The 23,881-nt window shown below is 59.9% G+C and carries 19 protein-coding genes and 2 tRNA genes; 8 read left to right on the plus strand and 13 right to left on the minus strand.

Annotation, left to right across the window (positions count from 1 at the left end):
• Window positions 1-134: 134 nt before the first annotated feature.
• The 7 genes from Q8O80_RS16340 to Q8O80_RS16375 all read right to left on the minus strand — a co-directional run bounded on the left by Q8O80_RS16340 (window position 135) and on the right by Q8O80_RS16375 (window position 4,341).
• A tRNA-Phe gene (locus tag Q8O80_RS16340) sits at window positions 135-210 on the minus strand.
• 162 nt (window positions 211-372) lie between these two features.
• Window positions 373-582 carry a DNA gyrase inhibitor YacG gene (gene yacG, locus Q8O80_RS16345; RefSeq protein WP_305581161.1) on the minus strand — a complete coding sequence of 70 codons (210 nt, stop codon included), beginning with the start codon at window positions 580-582 and terminating at the stop codon, window positions 373-375.
• Entirely contained in the window at window positions 582-1,220 is a 639-nt protein-coding gene (locus Q8O80_RS16350) for a Maf family nucleotide pyrophosphatase (protein WP_305581163.1), read from the minus strand. The genes yacG and Q8O80_RS16350 overlap by 1 nt, the downstream gene beginning before the upstream one ends.
• Before the next feature lie 109 nt (window positions 1,221-1,329).
• Window positions 1,330-1,548: a translation initiation factor IF-1 gene (gene infA / locus Q8O80_RS16355; protein ID WP_046109701.1), complete on the minus strand. Its 219-nt coding sequence runs from the start codon at window positions 1,546-1,548 to the stop codon at window positions 1,330-1,332.
• A 76-nt stretch (window positions 1,549-1,624) separates the two neighbouring features.
• Entirely contained in the window at window positions 1,625-2,596 is a 972-nt protein-coding gene (locus tag Q8O80_RS21625) for a UPF0262 family protein (protein WP_371136229.1), read from the minus strand.
• Window positions 2,597-2,604: 8 nt separating this feature from the next.
• Window positions 2,605-3,897, minus strand: coding sequence for a histidinol dehydrogenase (gene hisD, locus Q8O80_RS16370; protein ID WP_305581169.1), 1,293 nt, complete (start codon window positions 3,895-3,897; stop codon window positions 2,605-2,607).
• Between the two features lie 9 nt (window positions 3,898-3,906).
• Window positions 3,907-4,341: a DUF2948 family protein gene (locus Q8O80_RS16375; RefSeq protein WP_305581171.1), complete on the minus strand. Its 435-nt coding sequence runs from the start codon at window positions 4,339-4,341 to the stop codon at window positions 3,907-3,909.
• A 174-nt stretch (window positions 4,342-4,515) separates the two neighbouring features.
• On the opposite strand from Q8O80_RS16375, the gene Q8O80_RS16380 reads away from it, so the two are divergent.
• From Q8O80_RS16380 to Q8O80_RS16395, 4 genes are read left to right on the plus strand one after another with little or no spacing between them, the layout of a single operon-like run.
• Window positions 4,516-5,148, plus strand: a complete 633-nt coding sequence (locus Q8O80_RS16380) for a TetR/AcrR family transcriptional regulator (RefSeq protein WP_305581173.1) — start codon at window positions 4,516-4,518, stop codon at window positions 5,146-5,148.
• Window positions 5,145-6,080, plus strand: a complete 936-nt coding sequence (locus Q8O80_RS16385; protein WP_305581175.1) for an HlyD family secretion protein — start codon at window positions 5,145-5,147, stop codon at window positions 6,078-6,080. Before Q8O80_RS16380 ends, Q8O80_RS16385 begins: the two co-directional genes overlap by 4 nt.
• Complete coding sequence (locus Q8O80_RS16390) at window positions 6,077-7,015, plus strand: ABC transporter ATP-binding protein (RefSeq protein WP_305581177.1); 939 nt, start codon at window positions 6,077-6,079, stop codon at window positions 7,013-7,015. Before Q8O80_RS16385 ends, Q8O80_RS16390 begins: the two co-directional genes overlap by 4 nt.
• The gene (locus Q8O80_RS16395; protein ID WP_305581179.1) at window positions 7,012-8,145 is read left to right on the plus strand and encodes an ABC transporter permease; all 1,134 of its coding nucleotides are present in this window, start codon (window positions 7,012-7,014) and stop codon (window positions 8,143-8,145) included. The genes Q8O80_RS16390 and Q8O80_RS16395 overlap by 4 nt, the downstream gene beginning before the upstream one ends.
• Window positions 8,146-8,171: 26 nt before the next feature.
• Here the strand turns inward: Q8O80_RS16395 and murA are convergent, their stop codons facing one another.
• Window positions 8,172-9,464: a UDP-N-acetylglucosamine 1-carboxyvinyltransferase gene (gene murA / locus Q8O80_RS16400; protein ID WP_305581181.1), complete on the minus strand. Its 1,293-nt coding sequence runs from the start codon at window positions 9,462-9,464 to the stop codon at window positions 8,172-8,174.
• A 132-nt stretch (window positions 9,465-9,596) separates the two neighbouring features.
• On the minus strand, window positions 9,597-9,761 hold the full coding sequence (locus Q8O80_RS16405) for a hypothetical protein (RefSeq protein ID WP_305581183.1): 165 nt from the start codon (window positions 9,759-9,761) through the stop codon (window positions 9,597-9,599).
• A gap of 122 nt (window positions 9,762-9,883) precedes the next feature.
• Here Q8O80_RS16405 and Q8O80_RS16410 point away from each other — a divergent pair.
• A tRNA-Thr gene (locus Q8O80_RS16410) sits at window positions 9,884-9,958 on the plus strand.
• Between the two features lie 15 nt (window positions 9,959-9,973).
• Window positions 9,974-11,677 carry a tyrosine-type recombinase/integrase gene (locus tag Q8O80_RS16415; RefSeq protein ID WP_305581184.1) on the plus strand — a complete coding sequence of 568 codons (1,704 nt, stop codon included), beginning with the start codon at window positions 9,974-9,976 and terminating at the stop codon, window positions 11,675-11,677.
• Between the two features lie 63 nt (window positions 11,678-11,740).
• Here Q8O80_RS16415 and Q8O80_RS16420 read toward each other — a convergent pair whose 3' ends face one another.
• From Q8O80_RS16420 to Q8O80_RS16435, 4 genes are all read right to left on the minus strand, one after another.
• Window positions 11,741-12,226, minus strand: coding sequence for an Imm26 family immunity protein (locus tag Q8O80_RS16420; protein WP_305581186.1), 486 nt, complete (start codon window positions 12,224-12,226; stop codon window positions 11,741-11,743).
• Window positions 12,214-18,432, minus strand: a complete 6,219-nt coding sequence (locus Q8O80_RS16425; RefSeq protein WP_305581188.1) for a DUF637 domain-containing protein — start codon at window positions 18,430-18,432, stop codon at window positions 12,214-12,216. Before Q8O80_RS16425 ends, Q8O80_RS16420 begins: the two co-directional genes overlap by 13 nt.
• Window positions 18,433-18,571: 139 nt before the next feature.
• Window positions 18,572-20,311: a ShlB/FhaC/HecB family hemolysin secretion/activation protein gene (locus Q8O80_RS16430; RefSeq protein WP_305581190.1), complete on the minus strand. Its 1,740-nt coding sequence runs from the start codon at window positions 20,309-20,311 to the stop codon at window positions 18,572-18,574.
• A gap of 44 nt (window positions 20,312-20,355) precedes the next feature.
• A complete protein-coding gene (locus Q8O80_RS16435) occupies window positions 20,356-20,976 on the minus strand; it encodes an invasion associated locus B family protein (RefSeq protein ID WP_305581192.1) in 621 nt (206 codons plus the stop codon).
• Window positions 20,977-21,454: 478 nt separating this feature from the next.
• Between Q8O80_RS16435 and Q8O80_RS16440 the strand changes: the two genes are divergently transcribed.
• A complete protein-coding gene (locus Q8O80_RS16440; RefSeq protein WP_305581194.1) occupies window positions 21,455-21,859 on the plus strand; it encodes an XRE family transcriptional regulator in 405 nt (134 codons plus the stop codon).
• Window positions 21,860-22,045: 186 nt separating this feature from the next.
• Window positions 22,046-22,819: an NYN domain-containing protein gene (locus tag Q8O80_RS16445; protein WP_305581198.1), complete on the plus strand. Its 774-nt coding sequence runs from the start codon at window positions 22,046-22,048 to the stop codon at window positions 22,817-22,819.
• The last annotated feature ends 1,062 nt before the right edge of the window (window positions 22,820-23,881 follow it).

Consider the following 23,881-nt stretch of genomic DNA (forward strand, 5'->3'; position numbering starts at 1 on the left):
GTACCCCCGAATGATACCCCCAGCTTGATGTGAAGCAGGGGTGCTCCATGATGAGCTATGAGCAGCCAGCCTCGGCTAAACCATTTATTGACAATGGCTTAGGTGACGGCATGAGAAGTTATGAAAAGGAGAAATGGTGCCCGGGACCGGAATCGAACCAGTGACACGCGGATTTTCAATCCGCTGCTCTACCAACTGAGCTACCCGGGCAAGTGGGCGGGAGGTCCGCCCGGCTTGAAGCCATGGGCCTTATAGGGGATGGGTTTTTGCCGTGCAAGCGGGAAAAGGGCATGTGGAAAAGGAGTTTGCGATCAGCGCCGGAAAGCCAGCGGATAGTGGGACAAAGGGCGGGGCGGCGGGACCAGGACGGGCTCAGATATTGTTGTCTTCGTCGTCGCCGTAGTTGGCGCCATCGGTGTCGGGCAGCGGTTCATCATCGCGCGCCGGAATGACGTAGCCGCCGGTCAGCCAGCGGTGCAGGTCCACATCGGCGCAGCGCTTTGAGCAGAAGGGCTTGAAGGCCTCCACAGCAGGCTTGCTGCAAATCGGGCATGGGCGGAGCGGTGTGACAGGTTCGCTCATCAGACGCCGGACAGGGTGGACTGGTTGAGCCAGTTGAAATGGACGGGGTAGCCCTCGCCGGCCAGCAACTGGGCGGTTTCCATCAGGGGCAGACCAACGACACCGGAATAGGAACCGGAGAGTTTGACAACAAAGGCCGCAGCGATGCCCTGGATGGCGTAGCCGCCAGCCTTGCCCCGCCATTCGGCGCTGGCCAGATAGGCTTCCATTTCGCGGCTGGAGAGGCGCTTGAAGCGGATCCGGGTTTCCACCAGGCGCTGCCGCCTGGCGCCCGAGGGCGTCAGCACGGTCAGGCCGGTATAGACCCGGTGGGCCCGGCCCGAGAGCAGGGACAGGCACTCGCTGGCCTCCTGCATGGTTTCGGCCTTGGGCAGGATGCGCCGCCCGACGGCGACGACGGTGTCGGCGCCGAGCACGAGCGCACCCACGCCAAAACCAGCAGAGCGGGCCTTGTGCTGGGCGGTCAGCGCCTTGAGATCGGCAAGGCGTTGCGCCAGCTTGCGCGGCAGTTCGCCCTTTTCAGGCGTCTCATCGACATGGGCGGGCACCAGGTGCTCGGGTTCAATGCCAATCTGGTTGAGCAGAGCCAGCCGGCGCGGAGAGGCGGAGGCCAGGATCAGGTCCGGACGGCTGGCCATGAGATCGAACTCCGTTGAGGGACTGGGCCCTTCGCGTGGCTCAGGGCGTTCATTCGCTCAAAACGATCCACTGAATCGTTTTGTCCACCCTTCGGGCGGTCGCGCCAAACTATTTGAAGCGGTAGGTGATGCGGCCCTTGGTGAGGTCATAGGGCGTCATTTCGCACAGGACCTTGTCACCGGCGAGGACGCGAATGCGATTCTTGCGCATCCGACCGGCGGTGTGGGCGATGATCTCATGGTCGTTCTCCAACTTGACCCGAAAGGTCGCGTTGGGAAGCAATTCCATTACCACGCCCGGGAATTCGAGCACTTCTTCCTTTGCCATACTGTCTCCAGATAAGACCCCGCGCTGCTCGGATTGGCGCGCCAGAGGTCGGAAATTGGGCGGAACCTACTTCAATTTATCGGGTTTGTGAACCACCGGAAACCAGTGACTCCAAGCGCTCGCGAACCCGCCTGGAAAGCATGTCGCGCAAAGCTCGATAGGCGCTCAGGACAACCTCGCGATTGCCCTCGACCAGCGAGGGATCGGGCACATCCCAATGCTCGATGGCGCCCGCCTCGAGATCCTTGCGCGTCACCGCTTCGAGAGCGTCATCGGACAGGCAGATCACCAGATCAAAATGGCTGGCCACCAGCTCACCGAGCGTGTGTGGCGTGTGCACGCTCATATCAATGCCCACCTCCTCCATGACCTGATGGACGAACTGATCGACCTTGCCGCCATTGACCCCCACCGAGCGGGCAATGATGCGGCCGGGAAAGGCCTTGCGGGCGAGCGCAGCGGCGATGGGCGAGCGCACCGCATTCATCGAGCAGACAAACAGCACGGTGGGCAGCATGGAGGTGCTCTCATCGATGCGGCTGGCATAGGGCTGCACGGCGCAGATCAGGGTGAACAGACGTCTGGCGGTGTTCAGATCGATGATCAGCTTATTGTCGAGTCGGCTGCGCAGCAGTTCGGCCGCTTCGTTGTGTAGGCCGCGCCGGGCCATGTCGACAGTCTCGATCTGGAATGGCTGGGCGGACCGAATGGCTTCGTAATAGGCGTCGCGAATGCGGAAATAGTCGCGGATCAGCCGGCGGAACGGGGTCAGCGACAAATAATGCGCCGCAATGGGCTGGAAAGTGTCGGGGTTGCGCACATCGAGCACGATGGAATTGCCGATGATCGAGATATGCAAGGCAAACGGCCCGGTGGCACTGACGCGGGCGGGCCGGAAGTTGTTGTCTTCGAGCAGGTCGTAAATGGCGACGCGCCATTCATGCACCTCGTCAGGATTGATCGAGGTGATGGTATTGGGATCGAGCGTAACGGTCACCAGACGATCGGTGTTGGCAGAATCGGACGTGGCGCGCGTGTTCGTGCCCACCAGCATGCTCAGCGGTTCAGCCGAATGGAAATGGACTGCCCGTGCCCGTGCAGCGCTTCAACCTCGGCAATGGTGACGGCCGCCTCCGAGAGCGCGGAAAGCGAGGACGGGTCGCAGCCGAGAATGGAGGTGCGCTTCATGAAATCGAGCACGCCCAGACCCGAGGCAAAGCGTGCCGAACGGGCGGTGGGGAGCACGTGGTTGGAGCCGCCGACATAGTCGCCAATGGCTTCGGGCGTGTGGTGGCCCAAAAAGATCGCGCCAGCGTGGCGGATGGCGGGCAACAGGCCCTGCGGATCGTTGATGGCCAGTTCGACATGTTCGGAGGCAATGCGGTTGGCCAGCAGCGCGGCTTCATCAAGCGAAGTCACGGTGATGATGGCGCCAAATTCGTCCCAGCCCTGGCGGGCGATCTCTTGCTTTGGCAACAGGGCAAGCTGGCGGTCGACCTCGGCAGCAACGGTATCGGCCAGGCCCTTTTCGGTGGTGACCAGGATGGATTGGGCCCCGGCGCCGTGCTCGGCCTGGGCGATGAGATCGGCGGCGACCCAGGCCGGGTTGGCCGAGCCATCGGCGATGACCAGCACCTCGGAGGGGCCGGCGATCATATCGATACCGACCTGGCCGAAGACCTGGCGCTTGGCGGTGGCGACATAGGCATTGCCCGGCCCCACGACCTTGTCGACCCTGGCGATGGATGCGGTGCCATAGGCGAGCGCGGCGACGGCCTGGGCGCCGCCAATGCGGTAAATCTCGGTCACGCCAGCGATCTGGGCGGCCAGCAGAATGGCGGGGTTGATCTCGCCATTGGGGGTGGGCACGACCATGGCGATGCGCGCCACGCCGGCAACCTGGGCTGGCACCGCATTCATCAAAACCGAAGAGGGGTAGGAGGCCAGGCCGCCCGGCACATAGATGCCGACGGCATCAACCGGGGTCCAGCGGGTCCCCAGCGTGACGCCTAGATGGTCGGTATAGATGTGGTCTTCCGGCTTCTGTTTGACGTGGTGTGCCCAGATGCGGTCATGGGCGGTCTGCAGCGCCGCGCGGATCGTGTCGGGTACACTGGCAGCGGCACGGGCAATCTCGTCGGCGGAGATGGCCAGCGTGTCGGGCGCAACGTGGGAGCGATCAAACTTGTTGGTCAGTTCCACCACCGCCACGTCGCCGCGCCGGCGTACATCGGCAATGATGGCCGCCACGGTGTCGTTGACGTCCTGGCTGGCTTCGCGCTTGCCCTCAAGCAGTTGCACGAAACGCTGCTCGAAATCGGGGTCGGCACTGTCGAGACGAATAGGCATCAGCAGTCCTCAGTCGAGAGAGTGGGCCGGCTTGGCCGCTGCGGCCCAGGCGCCACCCAGATCGCTGAGCCTGGCTTCCAGGCACTCAACACCGAGTCGAACGGTGCCTCCGCCTGCAAAGCTGAGTTCGATGATGCCAGCAGGCCCATCAATCGGCTTGAAGGTGATGGCCAGCAGTTCCAGCACGCCTTCGGCGGCTGCGGGATCATAACCACTGGTGACGACGGACTGGACGGAATCAAAATGCAGCGCGGCGCGTTTGCGCACGCCCTTGTCCCGGCGGGTCTTGCCCGAATTCCAATCGAAGCGGTTCATCAGCAGCGCAAAGCGGCGATCGGCGCGCGCATAGCCCATGTCGGCAACGCGCACGACGGCATCCTGCACATGGGCGGAGATGACTTCGAGATCTTCAGTATCGAGTGCCAGAAGCTTGAGGTCGGTCATGGATGGTCGGCCTTTGAATTGGATGGACCGTATCTGGCCACCCCGCCTCCGATCTACAAGTTTGACGCCTATTGAGCAATGCGGCACGGCAAAAAGCCGAGAGTCAATATCTGCGCAACCCCCCTTACAAATGACTGACCAGTCAGTTATATATTGAAGGGTCTGGAGATTGCGATGAACGAAAAGACCAAGAAATTCCGGCGTCGCGCCGAGGCTCGGCCCGATGAAGTGCTCGACGCCGCCCTCGCGATGTTCGTCGAAAAAGGCTTTGCCGCCACCAAGGTGGACGAGGTGGCCCGCGCTGCCGGAGTCTCCAAAGGGCTGGTTTATTTGTATTTTCCCTCCAAGGAAGCGCTGTTGGAGGGCATCGTGCAGCGCGCCCTCGCACCTATTGCCGACCACGCTGTGGATAGCCTTGCTCAAATTGCCGGCGACCCGCGCGAAGCCATCACCCAATTGCTGACGATGTTGTGTCGGCATTTGGCCGACCCGGCCAAGCTGGCTGTGCCCAAGCTGATCCTGAGCGAAGTCTCGCGGTTTCCCGAACTGGCGGTAATGTATCGGCGCGAGGTGCTCGACAAGGTCCGCCCGGCGTTGGAAACCCTGTTGGCGCGCGGCGTCGCCAATGGTCACCTGCGGCCCATCGATCCGGAAATGGCGGTGCGTTCAGTGATCGGACCGCTGCTGGCCCATCTTGCGATGAGCGAATTGTTCGACCTGCGACCGGCTGATGGCCTGGCGCTGGAGCGCCTGCTCAAGAACCATCTCGACATTCTGTTTTATGGCATCAGCGAGGCACGGCCATGAACACATTTTTTGCCGGCATACTGGCCGCCCTGATGGCGCTGCTGCCGGGCAGCGCGCCCGTGGAGGGCGGATATATCGGCTATCTCGAGGCCGACTATGTCTATGTGGCGCCGGCCAGTGCCGGCCGCATTGTTGATATCGCCGTGGAAGAAGGCGCGTCCGTCACGGCAGGGCAAGTCCTATTCACGCTCGATGCGCGGCAGCACCAGGCCTTGCTGGACGCTGCTGAGGCCAGGGTAGCGTCAGCCGAGGCGACGCTGGACAATCTGGTAACGGGCAGCCGGACGCAGGAAATCGATGTCATCCAGGCCGCCCTAGGCAAGGCGCAGTCAGATCTGGTGCTGGCGCGATCCAATCTTGCCCGCAGCGAGAAGCTGCTGGCGGCCGGTACGGTGCCCGAGGTGCGTGTCGAACAGGACCGGGCGGCCCTCAATGCAGCCCATGCTCAGGTTGACCAGTTGGCCGCCCAGATCGGGGTCGCCAAATTGCCGGCGCGCAATGCCCAGCAGCTGGCTGCGGAAGCCAATCTCACTGCAGCGCGGGCCGATGCGCACCGGGCGGCATTGGATTTCGCCGATCGCCAGACCACGTCGCCGGTGGATGGTCTGGTTGACCGGCTGTTCTTCAGCGCCGGAGAAATGGCCGGTGGCGCACCGGTGGTGACCATCCTGCCGGCGGGGGCATTGAAAGCGCGGTTTTTCGTGCCCGAATCTGATCGCGCCGGCCTGGCATTGGGCGATGAGGTGCAGGTGGGGTGCGATGGCTGCGCGGCCATGCGCGCCACCATCAGCTATCTGGCACAGACGCCGCAGACGACCCCGCCCGTGATCTATTCGCGCGAGGAACGGGGACGGCTGGTCTATCTGGTGGAAGCCGAGCTGGCGGCGCCCGGCACGCTGCAACCGGGTCAACCGGTTACGGTGACGCGATGAGCGCAGCCGGGGTCATCGACGTGCGCGGGATGAGCAAGCGGTTTGGTGACAAGCTGGTGGTTGACGCGTTCGACATCACCGTGCCGCGCGGCGCGATCTACGGCTTTCTGGGGCCCAATGGCTCGGGCAAGACGACGACCATCCGCATGCTGTGCGGCCTGCTGGTTCCAGACGCAGGAGAAGGCACGTGCCTGGGGTTCGATGTGCGCAAGCAGGCCGGCGAGATCAAGAAGCAGGTCGGCTACATGACGCAGAAGTTCAGCCTCTACGAAGATCTGTCTATCCGCGAGAACCTGGATTTCGTGGCCCGGATGTACGGCATCAGCAACCGCAAGGCGCGGGTAACGAAGGCGCTGGAGGAACTGGGACTGGCCGACCGCGCCGGACAATTGGCCGGCACCTTGTCGGGTGGCTGGAAGCAGCGCCTGGCCCTGGCGGCCTGCCTGATCCACGACCCGCAATTGCTGCTGCTCGATGAACCCACGGCGGGCGTTGATCCCAAAGCACGGCGCGACTTCTGGGACGAAATAAGGCGATTGAGCCAGACCGGCGTCACCGTGCTGGTCTCGACCCACTACATGGACGAGGCCGTGCAGTGCGATTTCATCACCTATATCGCCTATGGCAAGAAGCTGATCGACGGCCCGGCAGCCGATATTCCGGCCCAGGTGGGTCTGACCACCTGGCGCGCCGAGGGCCCTGACCTGGCGGCGCTGGAGACCGAGCTGGTGGGACAGGCCGGGGTGGCGCAGATCGCCCGCTTCGGCTCGACATTGCACGTATCGGGCATTGACGCGGCGGCACTGGCGAGCACGGTCAAGCGGTTCGAGACCAGGGGACCACAGCGCTGGAGCCTGCAGCCGGCAGGGCTGGAAGAGGCGTTCATCTATTTGATGGCCGGGGCGCAGGACAATTTTTCGCGGGACGTGGCATGAGCTGGTTTTCCCCCTCCCGCTTTGTGGCGGTGCTGGCCAAGGAATTTATCCAGATGCAGCGCGACCGCGTCACCTTTGCCATGATGATCGGCCTGCCCATCATGCAGCTGCTGCTGTTCGGCTATGCCATCAATGCCGATCCCCGCCACTTGCCGACATTGGTCGAAGTCAATGATGACGGGCCGCTGGTGCGCGCCGTGCTGGCGGGTATGGAAACCTCAGGCTATTTCGACTTTACCGGCGTGGTGCATGGCCCGGAAGCGGGCGAGGACGCACTGCGACGCGGCGCGTCCAGCTTCGTGGTGGTGATCCCGGACGATTTCGAGCGCGACGTGGTGCGGGGATTGCACCCCGACATCCTCATCGCGGCTGATGCGGCCGACCCTGCCGCTATTGGGGGCGCGGCGGCCGCTCTGGGCGGCATCGTCAATGGCGCCGTGTCGCAGACGCTGACCGGGCCACTGGCCAGCGTAGCGGGGTCCCCTGCCCCGTTTGGCGTCATCGTGCACCGCCAATACAATCCCGAGGGCAAGACCTCGACCAATATCGTGCCGGGCCTGCTGGCCATCATCCTGTCGATGACCATGGTGATGATCACGGCGGTGGCCATCGTCAAGGAATATGAGCGCGGCACCATGGAGATGCTGATCTCCACCCCCGTCAAGCCGTTCGAAGTGATGCTGGGCAAGATACTGCCCTATGTGCTGGTGGGCTACGGGCAGACCGTCGTGTTTCTGGCGGCGGCATTCCTGCTGTTTTCGGTGCCGTTTGAGGGCAGTTTCCTGGCCTTCTTCATCGGCTTCAACCTGTTCGTGCTGGGCAATCTGGCGCTGGGATTCTTGATCTCGACGGTAGCACGCAGCCAGATGCAGGCCATGCAGCTGAGCTTTTTCACCATTCTGCCCTCGATCCTGCTGTCGGGCTTCATGTTCCCGTTTGCCGGCATGCCGGGTTGGGCCCAGGTGCTGGGCACAGGCGTGCCGTCCACCCATTTCATCCGGCTGGTACGCATGGTGATGCTGAAAGGCGCCGACAGTGGCGATGTCACCGGCCAGTTTGGCGCACTGGCGCTGATTCTGGTGGTGTTTTCGCTGCTGGCAATGCTGCGCTATCGGCAGACGCTGGACTGACAGCGCCTGCCCGCCTGATGGACCAGCTAGCCGGCGACACGCTCGATTTCGGCGCCGCAGCGGCTGAGCTTGTCTTCCAGGCCCTCAAAGCCGCGATCGAGATGGTAGATGCGGTTGACGATGGTTTCGCCCTTGGCGGCGAGGCCGGCAATGACCAGCGACACCGAGGCGCGCAGATCGGTCGCCATCACCTGGGCACCCTTGAGCTGGGCCTTGCCGCGAATGGTCGCCAGCTGACCATCGACCGAAATATCGGCGCCAAAGCGAACCAGTTCAGCGACATGCATATAGCGGTTTTCAAAGATGGTTTCGCGGATATGGCTGGTGCCGGTGCTCATGGTCATCAGGGCCATGAACTGGGCCTGCAGATCGGTGGGGAAGCCCGGGAACGGCTCGGTTTCGACATCGACGGGCAGAATGGGCTGGTCACTGCGCCGAACGCGCAGGCCGCCGGGTTCGACGGTGAGATCAACCCCGGTGCGGGCCAGAATATCGAGCGCAGCCTGCAGGTGCTCGGGACGCGCGCCCTTGAGCAGCACATTGCCGCCGGTCATGGCAGTCGCCATGGCAAAAGTGCCGGTTTCGATGCGATCGGGGATCACATCTACCGTGGCGCCATGCAACCGCTCAACGCCTTCAATGGTGAGCGTGCGGGTGCCGATGCCGGAAATCCTCGCGCCCATGGCAACCAGGCATTCGGCGACATTGGTGATTTCGGGTTCGCAGGCAGCGTTCTCGATGATTGTCGTGCCCTTGGCCAGGGTAGCGGCCATCAGGATAGTGTGGGTGGCTCCGACCGACACCTTCGGGAAGATGATGGTGGCGCCGATCAGGCCGCCGCTGGGCGCCCTGGCAACGACATAGCCCTCATCGATATCGATCTCGGCGCCGAGCGCCTTGAGCCCGAACAGGAACAGATCAACCGGCCGGGTGCCAATGGCGCAGCCGCCGGGCAGCGAGACGCGGGCTTCGTGGCAGCGCGCCAGCAGGGGACCGATCACCCAGAAACTGGCGCGCATCTTGGAGACCAGTTCATAGGGCGCGGTGGTGTCAACGATATCGGCGGCGTGGAAGGTCATGCGCTGGCCGACCATCTCGTCCTCGCCGCGGCGGCGACCATGCACGGCGATGTCGACGCCGTGGTTCTCCAGAATGCGTTCGAGTTGCTTGACGTCGGCAAGGCGCGGCACATTCTGCAGCACCAGCGGCTCGTCGGTCAGCAGTGAGGCAATCATCAGGGGCAGAGCGGCATTTTTGGCACCGGAGATGGCGATTTCGCCATTGAGTGCATTGCCACCGATCAAGCGGATACGGTCCATAGTCTAGTCGTCCTATATGGCGGGCTGCTGCCCTTGCTACCTGGGGATGGAGGTAGGCCAAGTCCTAGTTGCCACGTAAGCCAGACTCGCCGCACTCAGCGTTGAAGATGTCGATAGTCGCCCAAAAATGGTTTACGGTTTCTTCACCGTGACCGTTTCGGGGGCCGGTTGGGGATCGGGCGCCTGCTGTTCCGAACCGGAACGTGCCTTGGCCTGACCCTTGCGGCGCTTGAGGTTCTCGCGGAGCTTTGCGGCCAATCTTTGGTCACGAATCTCAGCCTGCTGGGATTTGGTCATGGGAGGGTATGGATTCGGGTTGGTGTCGAAGCCGGTGATAGGCGTTTTTTTGCCTTGCGTCGAGCCAGACCCTATGGCAGTAGAGCCCCCGTCGCGCTGAGCATTCCTGCCGCGCAACATTTGCTGCCGTAGCTCAGTGGTAGAGCACCCCATTGGTAATGGGGAGGCCGACAGTTCAATCCTGTCCGGCAGCACCATCCCAACCCTTTGATATGAATAAGACTCTTGATTTTTCAGGGGTAACGCCCATTTTGACGTTACAAATTACGTTACAAATGGACGCCATCTTGGCTCGAAAAATTCCGTATCTGCTATTCCGGGACGGACGCTATTGTGCCCGCCGGACGGTCCCGCCCAAACTTCGGTCAATTGTCGGCACCAGAGAACTCAGGGAGCCTCTGGGCCCGGATAGACGCGTCGCAATTGAAAGTTTGCCCGTTGCCCTGGTCAAGATCAACGCCAGGCTGGATCACGCCAGACATGTACTTGCCGACGAGCAGGGTACTGAAGCAGCCAAGGCGGTTGCCCGGGCTGCACCCATGACGCCATCCGAGATGGCGCGTGCCCACTACAACGAACAGCTGGCATTGGACGATGCGCTTCGCGACTCTGGGCCGAGCTGGGCCAATGTCGGCATCGACGACTCATACGTCGCTGATCTGCGTGCTGCCGCGTCCGGCTCTCTTCATGACGAGCAGGTTAACACTCTACTCGGTGGCTTCCTCAAGAGGTATACGCTGAGGGGCAATCTCCATGCCCTGCCAGGAACCTCAGAATGGCGCAATGTTGCCCGAGCCATCGCAGAGGCGGAACTGCAGGTTCTCGCACGCATGTATGAGCGCGACGATGGCGTCGCGGCGCATGAGATCACCCATCCTACCCACCTAGCTCCTGTTCAAGACGAAATCCTCATCGAGCCTTTTGTCGAGCCGTTGTCTCTCCGCCACTTGCTGGAGCAGCACCTCACGCGCCTTGAGGCGAACGGAGGGGGCGTCTCGGCCCGAAAGGCGTGGACGCGCGTATTTGAGGATCTGATCCAGTTCCTCAAAAGCGCTCGTGGCTTGAAGGGTTCAAGCGTTCAACAGGCGGATGACGCGCTTCGATTGACTGTAGACGAGGTCATTGCTTGGCGCGACGCTAAGCTAGAATCCCTCAGCCCCAAGACCGTAAAGGACGTCTGGCTGGCGTCCTTGAAGTCGATACTTTCCGACGCTGTAGCTGACCGGCTGTTGGCAACAAACGTGGCCAAGGGGGTCAGGGTGAGGATGTATACCGCCCCAGTTTTACGCGAGAAGGGCTTCACAGATATTGAAGCACGAGCGATCCTCAAGCGATGTCTGGGATACCGACCGGCTAGACGCGACAATCCTGCGCATAGCGAGTCTCAGCATGTAAGTGCGGCAAAGCGCTGGGGCCCTTGGCTCTGCGCATTCACGGGAGCACGCGTCACAGAAATCCTACAGCTTCGCAAATCGGACGTGCAAGCGATCGACGGCATCTCTTACCTGCACATCACCCCCGAAGCTGGCAGTGTGAAAAGCAGGAAATATCGGGACGTACCCCTACATCCCCAAATAATCGAAATTGGCTTCCTGAAATTTGTTGAGCAATCGCCAGAAGGGCCGCTGTTTTATTCAGTCGATGCCGATCCGAAAAAACTCCCCGCGCAAGCAGTGTCTGCACGGTTGGGCAAATGGCTTCAGTCTGAGCAGCTTATCCCGGAGGGCGTGCAGCCCAACCATGGATGGCGACACCGTTTCAAGACACTGTCGCGGGAAGCCGGGCTCGACCCCCACGTTGTCGACAGCATCCAGGGCCACACCGGCAGAACTGCTTCGGATGGGTATGGAGACGTCACATTGCGAACAAAGAAGGCCGCGGTCGACCGGCTGGCCAAGTATGAGGTCGTTGGCTGATTGACCGTCTGTTCTGCGCCCCATATGCCAGCTGCATTATCTCCAATGTAGTGCTCTTATAGACTAAATATAATCACGCTCTACCCGGTAATCTTTCTCAATCATCTCCACCAATAATGGCGCACTCGGGAAATAAGGACCCCTAGGGTATTCCTTTTCTTCTTTGGTTAGAGGGCGATGTACTTTCCACTCCCTTTCGCCGTCCCAAAAAAACCACATAGTATCGTCGCCTTTGAGGTTGTTCGTCGCTCTAAATACTGGAAAGTCGGCATTTCTAGGCGCAACCGGTACGTTCGTGATCAAATGAAAAAACCCCCTACGCACGGCATCCTGAATTAGGAACGTGGTAATAAACTGTGGTTTCATTGAAACTAATTCTTCGAATGATTGCGGCTCTCTCGAATAGAATTCTCGAAACAACGCTACAACAAATTTCCACTTAGGATGTTTGTTTATGACTTGCCCGTAGCATACGCCTTCTGACGTTAGCACTTGGAAGACATCGCCTATTTTGACGGTTTTTCGTTTTAGCATTTCTAGTCCGGCCATTGGTATTCTACACTGTCGAGAATTTCCTTGCCCCTAATGAGAGCCGCCTCGTATGCCGTCGGGTTTCTTGTTGGTGAAATTGAATTTATCTTGTTCAGCAGTGTTCCACCGCGCCCTCCCAATCCGTAGTAGTTTATCAGAACCTGTTCCACGGCGCGAGCATCAGCGCGTGATAGACCAGAGAGACCGCTGATTCCCTCAATGGCTATTCCCTTGGTTGCCAAATGCTCAGCACCTCTTCGGGCGATGTCATCGGTAATCCCAACATACCTAACCACGCCATCCACGGTGCAGCTGTAGAGACAAGTCTGCCCGGAAATCGTCACAATCGCAGACGCTTGCCTAGCTTTGGTGAGGTTGGTCAATTTCGCAACAGTGCCAGAAGGTATGGCAAACGATGCTAAGAGCGCCCCGCCCCTGATCTGGTTTCGGGTCGCCTCCGGAAGCTTATTCCAGTTTTCTGAAACAAATTTGCCCGTGGATGCATCCACATAGCCAACGATCAGATCCGACGTCTCACCAATAGCTTCTAGTACACCTAGCGTGGCTAGAGTCTGCTCAGGGAAGTGCTCCATCGAGAGGCTGATGCTGGCCTCTATCCCGCTAGCCATTGCCAGAGATAACGGATCGTTTCCACGTCCGATTTTCTCCAGTCCGTCCAATGGGTTACCTTCACCAACCGCAGTTGCGTAAATCGCTCCAGCAGCCAGAACAACGGCCGCCACGCATAGCCCAGCACAGAGCAAGTTGTTTTCGGCAGCGTTGCTCCCGGCGGATGAACCGGCATTTACGTCACCTCCTACAAGAGCAGCCATCAGACCGCCAGTCAGTGCCGCAATATTGATTGCGTTGCTGTCCAGCGATGCAATCTCAGCAGCCAACTGTTCGCGAGTCATCTCACCAGATTGGGCGCGGCTGAGTACAGACGCGGTCCAGTTGGTGACGAATAGTTCGGCCGCAACCTCGCCAGACACACCGCCCACGGCTCCACCAGCGCAATCGCCCGCGCTGATTGTACCGGTGGCGCAGCCTAGGGCGGCGTGGGCAATGAGTTGCGCGGCTTTGTTGATCTCCCCGCCGTGGACAGCCTTGCCGATTTCGGTCGCAACCGAAGCGCCTAATGTATCGGCCGCGGCGAGGCGAAGGGCAGAGATCAGCGACTGGTCGAGAGGCTGGCCTTCGACCGTGGTCTGAACACCAATCTTGATTGCCGCCTTGATCAGATTGCGCTGGACGGCGTTGGCAAAGTTCTGTCCCAGGGTCGCGCTGGGCGAGACCGCATCGATCTGGGCAACATTGAGGACGCCCTGGGTGAGGCCAGCGGTCAACATCGAGCCGACCAACGCGCGGAGTGTGGTGTCGGATCCCAGATCGGCCAGAGTGGCGCCGAGATCACCCTGATTATTGATCAGGGCAATGGAAGCCTGGGAGGCCAGAGAGGTGATACCTGCCTCCATGGCCGCCGAGACAATCGTGCCCTGGGCAAAGCCAAGACTGGAAGCAAAACCGCTACCAACACCCTGGGTAGCAATGGAGACCACCAACGCCACCAGTGCTGCCCCGGCCTGGGTCAGCCCCTGATCCTGATAGTTCCAGCTCTGCTGAGCTTGGGCCACAGCCTGCCACTGACCGTCGCCCTGCTGGCGGACCTGGTCCATCCAGGCCAGCCCGTCCAGCTTTGAGAGCTGGTCAATCGAGGCGTTGAGATCACCCGTTTCGCGATACTCAACGACCACACCATCACTGGTGGTGATCGTCAGACCACCGCCGGATTCAATCAGGGTATGAATGACGTTGTCGGTTGAACTGCCCTGATCCTGCTGGCTCCACCACAGCAAGCCCTCATCGCGATAGAAATCAGACGAATAGGTGTTGTCGGTATCGGTGAGCAGCGCGACCTGACCGTTCTGGGCGTCGAGCAGCGTCTCGCCGACCACATCAAGTTTTGCGGCATCGAGGGTGATGTCGCCAACATTGGCTCGAATGACCAAGTCACCGCCAACGCCTGCCTCTGTGCGCCTGGTCTCGGTTGTGCTTTGCTGGCGATCAATATTGATTTTCGAGCCGAACAGGCCGCTGCCAAACAGGCCGCCGCCCCTGAGATCAAGTTTCAGCTCATCATTGCGATAATCCTGCACCGAGGCGATGTCGACATCGCCGATGGCTTGCAGCGTCGCATCGCCGCCTGCCTCGACGCTGACGCCGCGCATGAGGATATCGCCGCCACTGGTGATCTGCAGGTCGCCGCCGGACTGGACGGTGGCCAAGGTATGGACACCCGAAGCGCTGCGGTCATAGCCGCCCTTGATGTTTTCCTGCCACGCACTGTCCAGCCGCAGCGCTTCAATGGTGACGTCGCCGGTCGCCGTCAGCCGGGCCTCATTGCCAGCAACGAAGGCGCCACCGATGGCATTGATGCTGCCATCAGCTCCCATGGCACTGACGACCAGATCATTACGGGCTTCGATGCGCGCCGTCTGCTGCTGGCGGTCCGAAAAGCCATTGGCGTAAAGGTCGCGGGTGGCTTCGGTGTCGTTGATAACCGAGCCGGCAACAAGGGTGACGTCATCGCCAGAAACAGTGCCCGATATATTGGCGAACAGGCCCTTGCTGTCGATGACAATATCGGCGCCCGCGAACAGGCTGCCGCCGCGATTGATCACCGCATCGGTGGCGCTGACGCGCAGATTGCCCAGGCTGAACAGATTGCCCGAATTGATCAGCGAGCCCGTTGCCACATCAACCTGGCCTGCCCGGATCTGGGCGGAGGCAAAATCAACATTGCTGGCGGTCATTGTCGACAGATAGACCCGTGGCAACAGGACTTCCTGGCCCTGCACAATCTGCTTTTCCAGCCAGACGATGTCGCGGGTCAGTCCGGCGATCTGGCTGGGTGTAAGTGCCACGCCCACGCTGAGGCCCAGCCTTTGCTGCTCCACCAAGGCGTTGTCGAACAGCATTTTCATCAGATCTGGCGAATTATCGGCCGATCCCAGATAGCGCTGTCCTGTCAGGGTAAACACCTGATCCTGGACAAAGCGGGTCTCGACATAGGAGTCGCCCAGCAATTTGGCGATGATCGATGGGTCATAGCCGGTGGCGCGGCTCAGGAAGTAATCCGAGCCCAGGAATTTGCTGCGGTCGATGAACTCGGATCGCGTCTCGATCAGATAGGGGGCGTTGGGCGCCGTCGGCGCATCGAACAAAGCCGTCCGGTTCAGCAGGGAATCGACGCTGACGTTCAGATTGGAGAGCGCGACAAGGCTGTTTGCACCGGACGTCGCACTGACATTGGCGGCATTCAGCGCACGTGCGCCTGATGCCAGGCCGATCTGGTTGGCCGCGCTACGCACGGCATTGTTTGATACGTAGCCCGAAACGTTGGCAGTCAGTGTGCCGCCCGCTTCAATGGTGCCAAAGACGGCACCGGTCGTGCTCGATGAGGTGCTGCTTTCCGAGGTGGTCCAGTAATCGGTCTGATTTCCAGTGCAGAACCACAAAAACCAACCGGCGCAATAGGTGTTGGAATGCTGCGTGGTTGTGGTCGTTACAACGGTGCGGATCAGGTCACGACCCATATTGGTGACGGACGATGCGCTGATGGTGATGTCACCATTGGCGGCGATCTGGCTGTAACCATTGGTCAGCGAACCGGTCTCGATGATCATGCTGCCGCCTGAGAGGAGTTTGGCTGCGGCGCTATTGGCAGTAACCACCTCCTGGGTCGTGGTGTAGGTCGTATTGCCCGAGGATGTGCTGGTCGGGGCAGCCGAGCCCACCGAAAGCTGCAGGCGCTCATTGGCAAGCGAGGCGCTGCGCACAACAAGCGGGCCCACAACGGCTTCAATATTCCCCGAGACGTTGCGCACGGCACCCGCACGCGGACCGCTCAGGCCCTCAATGGTCAGCTCCGTCTCGGCTATGATGTCGGCCGAAATATTGGTGAAGGCACCATCCAGCCGGTACCGCGACGATCCGCCACTATAGAGCAGACCGGTATTGTTCAACGCGCCGGTCAGGGCGACGTCAATGGTACCATTGGCGGCGCCTGCGGCCCCCTGATTGGTGAGGGCAGCGGCCATTACCGCAAGCCCGGTGCCGCCATTGATCGTACCGCCCGCGGCGTTGGTGAGGGTGGCCAGATAACCGCCGGCCAGGCCGGCAAGCGCAATGGTCTGTTCGGCAACCATCGACCCCGAATTGGTGACATTGCCGCCAACACCCAGATCGACCAGCGTTTTGGCGTTGATGGTGCCGGAGTTGGCCACATTGCCCGAGACGTCGCTGCTCAGTGCAGCGTCATGGGCGGTCAAGGTGCCAACATTGTTCAAGTGGGCGACCGCCAGCGAGAGCGTGCCGGCGTTAATGGTGCCGATGCTGGTGTTCTCGAAACTGCCAGCACGGGCACCGGTCGAACCCTGAATCTGGAGGCCGTCCTCCACCAGAATGTTGCCGCTGTTGGTGATGCTGCCATCCACACCAAAGCTGGCGGAGCTGGTGCTCAGCAGCGTCCCCGAATTGTCCAGGGCCCCTGCAACATTGAGTTCGAGAGGACCACCCTGGGCGCCTATCTGCCCATGGTTCACGACGGCGCCGTTGGACAGGACAACCGTGCCATTGGAGACGATCTTGCCAGACGCGCTGTTTGTGACCGTACCGCCAGAATTAAGCGATAGGGCGGTTTGGGACAGTATATGGCCTGAGTTGGATATGCTCGAGGCTGCCACAAGCGAAGTTGCAGCGTCCGACGCCAATCGGCCCTGATTGACGACATGGCCTGCCACACCGCGGACCATGAGCGTGCCGCTCGCCGTGATGTCTGCGTTGAGGTCAACGCTTGCCGCCTCGACGCGGAGGTTCCCACCAGACGCAAACGTTCCGCCAACGACTGCCAGCGCGTTCGCAGAACTGAGGGCGAGACCATCAGCCGAGGAAATGCGGGCGTTGGAACCGGCAAGATTGTTGGTCGTCAGGGCAATCTGGCCGAGCGAACGCAAGCTGTCTGTGCCGTCGTCGATACCCCTATCGAGGTTGATGCTATCGGCGTTGATGACAAGATTGGCGCCCGCAGCGAGTTGGCCATTGCCTGCATCGAGCGTCGTGGCCCGAACATCCAATGTACCGGTCGCCGTCTGGACGCCATTTATGTTGACGCCCGCCGCCGCCAGCGCTCCTTGCTCCAGTTTGACGGTCTCAGCCTTGAGCGAAAGATCACCTTGCGAAGCCACCAAGGCGCCCGCCTTGAGCTCAACGGCGGTTAATCCTTCGAGCTCAATGGCTTGCCCCGAAAACAGCGTGCTTTGGACCTCAACGGCGCTTTGAGTAGACTGCGCGCGCAGCTTTCCGTTGGACTGGACCTTGCCCAGAACCAGCTTGCCGCTCGCAGTCAGCGTCATGCCTTGGGCGTTGGCCGCCATCTGGCCCTGCATCCGCACACCGGCGCCCTGGTCTGTTGATACGAGCTTGATTTGGCCCGCGTACATGCCGCCCAGGAGCGATGAATCGATGGCTATTGCCGGTTCATCGCCGTCCGAGACCATCGGTGTGATCAGACCGGATTGATAGGCGTAGCTATTGCGTCCCGCCACAAGGTTGAGCTGGTCTCCTGCCAGAACCGGTCCACCCACCGATATCTTGCGCGATACGATGTCAAAAACGCTCACTGCGCCCAGATTGGCACCGCTGAGTCCGATCAGAACATCGCCCCCCTCCACGCGCAAATTGGACAGAGCGCCCCCGGCGCCCAGTTCGGGCGTGCCGGTCGACAACGTCACGCGGGGCGTATTGATAAACCCACAGCCATCGCAGGTGATGCCGTTTGGGTTGGCAATCACGACCCCGGCCGCTGCCCCATGCACTTCGAGCATGCCGTTCAGCGATGACCTGTTGGCGCTGGTGACCTCATTGAGAATGACACTGGCGGGCCCGGAGGTCGTTAAATTGGTGTTGCCCTGAACAAAGCCGCCGAGCTGGGACTGGCCCAGGCTCTGGTTGGAGTTGTTCAAGATGGCGCCGGGCGCCCCTACGTTGAAATTGGAGTACTTATTGTGCGACAGGCCCGCGGCATTGGGTGCAACGATGTTGATGATGGGTACGCCATTGCCGGCAGCGTCGATCGTCGCCTGGTTGGATGTCGCGGCAGCGCTATCTATTTGAATTTGTTGCGCAATGACCAATGTGGGCTGGGCCGCAACCAGCAGACTCATGGAGATGGCAAAAGCATCGCGAACACGTCGCTGCCAATTGCGCGCCTGAGGGTATGGATCAAGAGACAACAGCGAGCCGTGTGACTTCTTCGTCAGCCTGTTTGTCCGAAACATCGCAATACCCCAAAATACGCAGGTGCTAAAATGACAATGACATCCGGGCATAATAAACGCCGGGTTGGCCGGTAGCGCTGGTCAGAGCCGCAGGCGCCGAGATCAGATCGCTATATGAAAAATCGAAATTGAGAGCGCCCTGGCTATTGCGCAGCCCGACGGCGTACCCAGCCAACATACCTCCGGCAATGTCGTGTTCGGTTTGCTCGAAAACCTGACCCACGTCCAAGGCGGCATAAGGCTCAAACCGACCCAAAAAATTGGCAAGGTCAGCATTGGGCAATTCTGGAAATTGCAAAGAAAGTTCATTGCGAGCGGTCAAGGCATTGTTGCCCGCAAGCAGCGACTCGCGAACGCCTCGCACGCTCGACAGCCCGCCCAGCGACATTTGCTCGGAACCAAACAATAGATCGGGGGACCACTGCCCCGACACAGACCCGTTGTAGATGGCGGTGAGGTGGCCAAGCTCAAACGGTTTTACAAATGTCAGATTACCGCTGAACTTGTTGAACTGGCCTCTGGGCGAACCTGGCGCGGCAGCCGCGTCATCAAACGCACCGAGAATTGGTAGTCCCCGTGAGTAGGTTCCCGACACACTCAGCTGCCCACCCATTTGCTGCCGTGAATACGACAGACTCAGGTTCGCGACCGACAGATTTCGGCTCGAAACTTCCACCAGACTACCAAGAATGTAGCTTTCGGTGCTTTTCCAGCTCAGCCCAGCGGACATGGTTGTTTTGGAAACCTGATCGCGAAAAACAACCCGGGAAGCATCGAAATCAATAGTTCTGGTGCGCCCAGACGTTTCGATCCGCGCTACGTTTCCAACAATCTCAGAGAGATACTCATTCCAAGAGCCATTGAGGCCAAATGTCCAATATCCGAACGGCACGGACACGCCGCCACTGTAGGTGTCGCTATTGGGCCGATCCTGGGAAAACCAGAGCGGATGCCTGCCCATGCTCCTTTGATACCCGAGGGACCATTGTTCATTCAGCCCGATAAGGTCGTCGAAAGTGATGTCGATCTTGGACTGATACTCTCCCGTCGATTGCCCGCCCAGATTGTTGGAGCCGATGGTGATATTCCAAGGCTTGCCGTGCTCCGTGGTGACCAGAAGAATGGTATCGCCAACTTCTTCTCCAGGACTCATCTCAGTCGTGGCGCTGCGCGATTTGAGGCGGTTAATCTGATCGAGCCCTTGCTCTGCATCGCGCAGGTTCACCGGCTTGCCCACCAGGCCAGGAAATGCCGTCAATATCTGCGAGTGGTGGGCCGCGGGTTCGCCGTCCATAATGATGCCCCTCAGATTGCCTTCGACAACTACGATATGCAGATCGCCGTCAGACAAATCCTGTTCTGGCAGGTACGCCCGCGACGTGATGAAGCCGCGTTCAACGTAGAGAAATGTGACCTGTTTCAGGATGTCGTTGAGTTCAGCAAGGCCAAGGCATTGACCATAGTACTGCCGTGTTAGTTCAGACACGAGATCCGGCGCCAGCAGTGTAATGCCCTCGATTGAAATCCGCTCAATAGCAACGCATGCAGCCACACCATTCCTGGCTTCAGCGACAGGACGCTGGGGCATTTCACCCACTGGCGCCAGGTCGCGTGCCAGCCTGTCTTCCAGCTCTTGCCGACGAGCCTGCTCCGCTTGGTCGCGCTGCACCTGCTCGGCCTGTCGAGCTGCCTGTTCAAGCGGCGTTTGGGCAGTGACTGGATTGGCCACCAGCAGGACGAGAACGGCAGCACCGATCAGCGCCAATCGGCACGAACGTCGCGCCCAACCCATAGCGGGGCACTGCCCCCTCATTGTGCAACGCCGTTGTCATCATTTGGCGGGCTCCCGGCAACCAGTGCGTTGTATGCCTTGGTAAACCCGATAAGCGAGAAAGAAACGTTGACGTCTTGCCCGGTGGTAAGTCGAAAGGCACCAACCCCCTCCGCCGACCTTTTCAGGCTTTCAAGCCCTTCTTTGTCGATGGGCACGATCACCCAGCATCCTTGATGATTGCAGTTTCGATAGCGCGCTAAAATGGTCTTGTTTGCACCAATGCGCAGCCCAAAATCAGAGATCAGATGCACGTCCAAAGGCGTCAGGACCGCCAGCGCCCACTCAACCTTGTTGGCCAGATCGTTGGCGCGCAGAAAGGTCAGATTGAGGATCTCGATCAACTCGTTTTCCGGACCGCCAGTGTCTCTCCCGGGCGGTTTGATCATGACAGATTGCGATATTTCACACACGGGCTGCTGAGCGGTTGCTTCGACCGGAGAAGGGTGAGCGCAACGATAGAGCCAGTCTCCAAAGCCCTCCTCCGCAAGCTTTGGCACGTCACTATGATCAGAAGCCTCTTGTGCCAGTGCACCGGCGGAAAGCCAGAGACTAGACAGCATGAAAGCAAGCACTGAGGCCAACAAACGCAATGACATAGCTACAAGCCAAATAACGAATCAAATCAAAAAAATATATGCGTGTAAGCAACATAGAATTACGGCGCTCTGCAATACCCCACGATCCGAATTGGACAGCGGAGCAGGAAGACGGTTAATTCTATTGAAGCACGATGGATAAAACCCAAGGGCTCGTCACCCCGCAACGGGGACGATTTGCGTGCTTAAGTCATGTGCTGCAGCACACCCCAGTCCGACCCTGTGCCTGGAATGTCCTCGCCAGGTGGCAGCCTGGAATTCCCACTTCACGCTCGAATAACTACACGGAGTCGGCCGCTGCCAGTCGACGGTCGTTAATCGCAGGGTGGTTCCGAAAAGCGGACGGACCGCTGTCGGCCCCATTCCGGTCGACGCGAGCTGTCGCATTGCGTTCCTACGGTGGTCAGCTTAGCTCTTCCCGACGCGATCCCGTGCGACGTCTGACTATAACGAATGCATGTTCAACGAGAGACATGACATGCCCATTCGCAAGCCATACGAAGACACGCGCCTCATCCCCTATCTAGAAAAGCGGGTTCTCGAACTACGCTCCACCAAGAACCAGGCCAGAATTGCCTCAGAAGCCGGATTTACCAGCCCTAACATGATGAGCCTCATCAAGTCGGGCAGTACCCGCCTGCCCCTCGACAGAGTCCCAGCATTGGCCAGGGCTCTTGATGTTGATCCGGCGCGCCTGCTCCAGCTGGCCGTCGAGCAGTGGGCCGGATCGGGCGCGGCCCGCGCCTTTGATGCCATCTTTGAAACCATCGTGACGAAGAACGAGGTTGGTTGGCTGGAAGAGATCAGGGATGCTTCAGGCAATAACGATCCCGTTATCACCACGCGTGCCCGCTCCGCAATCCGCGCCATCTTCGGGAAGTAGACATGACCCCCATCGAGACATCGAACCGCAGCCAGCCGGGAGACCGGCTGGTTCGACTAGTCTGGCGGATGGCCCTAGCGTCAGGTGGCATGCTGCCCACCCCCACGTTAGCCCGAGTAAACGTCATCAAGAACCTGTCGGCCTCCTGGCGGGCCGAGGACGTGGCTGGGGTTGAAGCACACCATGATGCGTAGAGCATGGAAGCTTCTCGCAAGAGCGATTGGTGGGTCGAAATCCCCTGCGCGCGTGGCCGTCTTCATTGACTGCGATGGCGTTTCCCCCAGTGACGCTGAACGGGCTATAGAGTACGTCGCACAGCATGGGCGCACATGCCTGGTTCGAGCGTACGGAAATTACACGGGTCGAGCCGCGGGTGCGTGGACGCGACTTATACGTCGTCACGGTATCGATGCGCGCCATCTGCCTAACTTGACCCCGGGAAAGAACGCGACCGATATCGCACTCGCCATCGACGCCGTCGAAGTGCTGCTGACCCGTCCGTATGAAACGTTCGTGTTGATCGTCAGCGACAGTGATTTCGTACCTCTGGCCCGACGCATTCGTGCGGATGGCAGACAGGTCTTCGGATTTGGACAGAAGATGACTGCGCCGGCGTTCCAGGACGCTTGCGACAAATTCTGGGACTTCGGGTCGCTGGTTCGCCAGACCTCGACCAGCGAGTTCCCTGTCCTCTTCTGGAAGCAAGCGCCTAGCGATGCGGAGGAGTTGATACTAACGGTGCTGCGAGACGCGGCGCCGGATGGAGAGCCCATTGCAATTGCATTATTCGGGCAGTTGCTGGTGAAGCGAGACCCGAGCTTCGACCCGCGCGTGTTTAGCCGCAAGAGGCTGGGGAATCTGCTCCGCGACCTGCCGTCCGTCGAAGTGATCGAGCAGGAAGGGAAGCACCACGTTAGGTTGTCTGGAACGGGGACTAGGACTGGCTGTGTTTTGGCGTAGGGTCCCTGCCGACGCGGGCCGTAACTGTCGAAGTCCTAGGGTACCAGAACGGGGGTGATGGGGATCGCCCGGGGGTCCACCAGCATCGAGGATCCTATCCTCCTCTTCGATTCGAAGAACGACCCTACGGTGCGATAGAGGCAGGGAGAGATCACCAGTCCGAAGTACGACTTCCGCTGTCAACGTAAACTATACGCCAAAAAGGTAAACTTAGCGCACCTAGACACCTATCAAGCGTCAACATTTCGTAACGCAAATCAGGCTAAATCGGGCTCAGACGCACCCCTAAGTTTACCTTAAGTTTACCCTATGTTGACAGATCGGCCCGATTTCAGCTTTTTCGGCAGCACAGACACCTGAGACCCGTTTGTGGACACGCTAACCAATAGACGGGGGAGTTCACCAGCAGCCACTAGACACCAAAGACGCACCGATCAATCACTGATGATGCCTCCACTAACACCGACCCGCGCAGAGCATCACCGGAAAGACCAAGGCCAGCAACAGGCAATAGCTATCCCGGTAAGCCAAAGAGACACCGGCGCCACAGACGCCGATAGAGCACCTAGACACACCAGAGAGGCATGTTTGCGCGCATCAGGAAACTAGAGGCTTGAGCGCGTACCTGTGGGGAGTGAATGATGCCTGGTTGGTAGATGGTAAAAGAGGAGGCTGGCAGCACCACCACCCTTACAAGGAACCAAACCCCACCCGTCAGAGCCTCCTACCTGCAATAGTCCGCAAACACCCGTTTTGCGCTCGGGCTCACCCCCTGGTCAACAAGATGCGGGCTGACGTTGCACACGTTGATCTCTGGGGCGGCGGGTCCGTGCGCAAGCTCGCTCCAATTTGTGCGCTGCTCCTCACTCCTCGGTCATCTAGTCATGCCGGAGCCTCGCCTCTTTTTCGTGTGGTGCTCACCTGTGTTTCGGCGTGCAATTTTGACCCCCTAAGCGGGGTTATCGGCGTCCAATATTGACCCCCTGATGTTTGGTTTGAGCAGACTGCCCGTCTCGGATTGAGGATGGGTGGCGGGGATGAAGTGCGTGGATACAATTGCGC

Source organism: Devosia sp., from assembly GCF_030689745.1.
Lineage (GTDB): Bacteria > Pseudomonadota > Alphaproteobacteria > Rhizobiales > Devosiaceae > Devosia > Devosia alba.

Bases quoted from the DNA above. Each gene is read 5' to 3' on its own strand.
- Q8O80_RS16445 (WP_305581198.1), top strand. From the start codon at position 22,046: ATGCGTAGAGCATGGAAGCTTCTCGCAAGAGCGATTGGTGGGTCGAAA.
- Q8O80_RS16350 (WP_305581163.1), bottom strand. From the start codon at position 1,220: ATGGCCAGCCGTCCGGACCTGATCCTGGCCTCCGCCTCTCCGCGCCGG.
- Q8O80_RS16375 (WP_305581171.1), bottom strand. From the start codon at position 4,341: ATGACCGACCTCAAGCTTCTGGCACTCGATACTGAAGATCTCGAAGTC.
- Q8O80_RS16435 (WP_305581192.1), bottom strand. From the start codon at position 20,976: ATGTCATTGCGTTTGTTGGCCTCAGTGCTTGCTTTCATGCTGTCTAGT.
- yacG (WP_305581161.1), bottom strand. From the start codon at position 582: ATGAGCGAACCTGTCACACCGCTCCGCCCATGCCCGATTTGCAGCAAG.
- Q8O80_RS16390 (WP_305581177.1), top strand. From the start codon at position 6,077: ATGAGCGCAGCCGGGGTCATCGACGTGCGCGGGATGAGCAAGCGGTTT.
- hisD (WP_305581169.1), bottom strand. From the start codon at position 3,897: ATGCCTATTCGTCTCGACAGTGCCGACCCCGATTTCGAGCAGCGTTTC.
- Q8O80_RS16385 (WP_305581175.1), top strand. From the start codon at position 5,145: ATGAACACATTTTTTGCCGGCATACTGGCCGCCCTGATGGCGCTGCTG.
- infA (WP_046109701.1), bottom strand. From the start codon at position 1,548: ATGGCAAAGGAAGAAGTGCTCGAATTCCCGGGCGTGGTAATGGAATTG.
- Q8O80_RS16420 (WP_305581186.1), bottom strand. From the start codon at position 12,226: ATGGCCGGACTAGAAATGCTAAAACGAAAAACCGTCAAAATAGGCGAT.
- Q8O80_RS16425 (WP_305581188.1), bottom strand. From the start codon at position 18,432: ATGAGTCTGCTGGTTGCGGCCCAGCCCACATTGGTCATTGCGCAACAA.
- Q8O80_RS16415 (WP_305581184.1), top strand. From the start codon at position 9,974: ATGAATAAGACTCTTGATTTTTCAGGGGTAACGCCCATTTTGACGTTA.
- Q8O80_RS16395 (WP_305581179.1), top strand. From the start codon at position 7,012: ATGAGCTGGTTTTCCCCCTCCCGCTTTGTGGCGGTGCTGGCCAAGGAA.
- murA (WP_305581181.1), bottom strand. From the start codon at position 9,464: ATGGACCGTATCCGCTTGATCGGTGGCAATGCACTCAATGGCGAAATC.
- Q8O80_RS16440 (WP_305581194.1), top strand. From the start codon at position 21,455: ATGCCCATTCGCAAGCCATACGAAGACACGCGCCTCATCCCCTATCTA.
- Q8O80_RS16380 (WP_305581173.1), top strand. From the start codon at position 4,516: ATGAACGAAAAGACCAAGAAATTCCGGCGTCGCGCCGAGGCTCGGCCC.
- Q8O80_RS16405 (WP_305581183.1), bottom strand. From the start codon at position 9,761: ATGACCAAATCCCAGCAGGCTGAGATTCGTGACCAAAGATTGGCCGCA.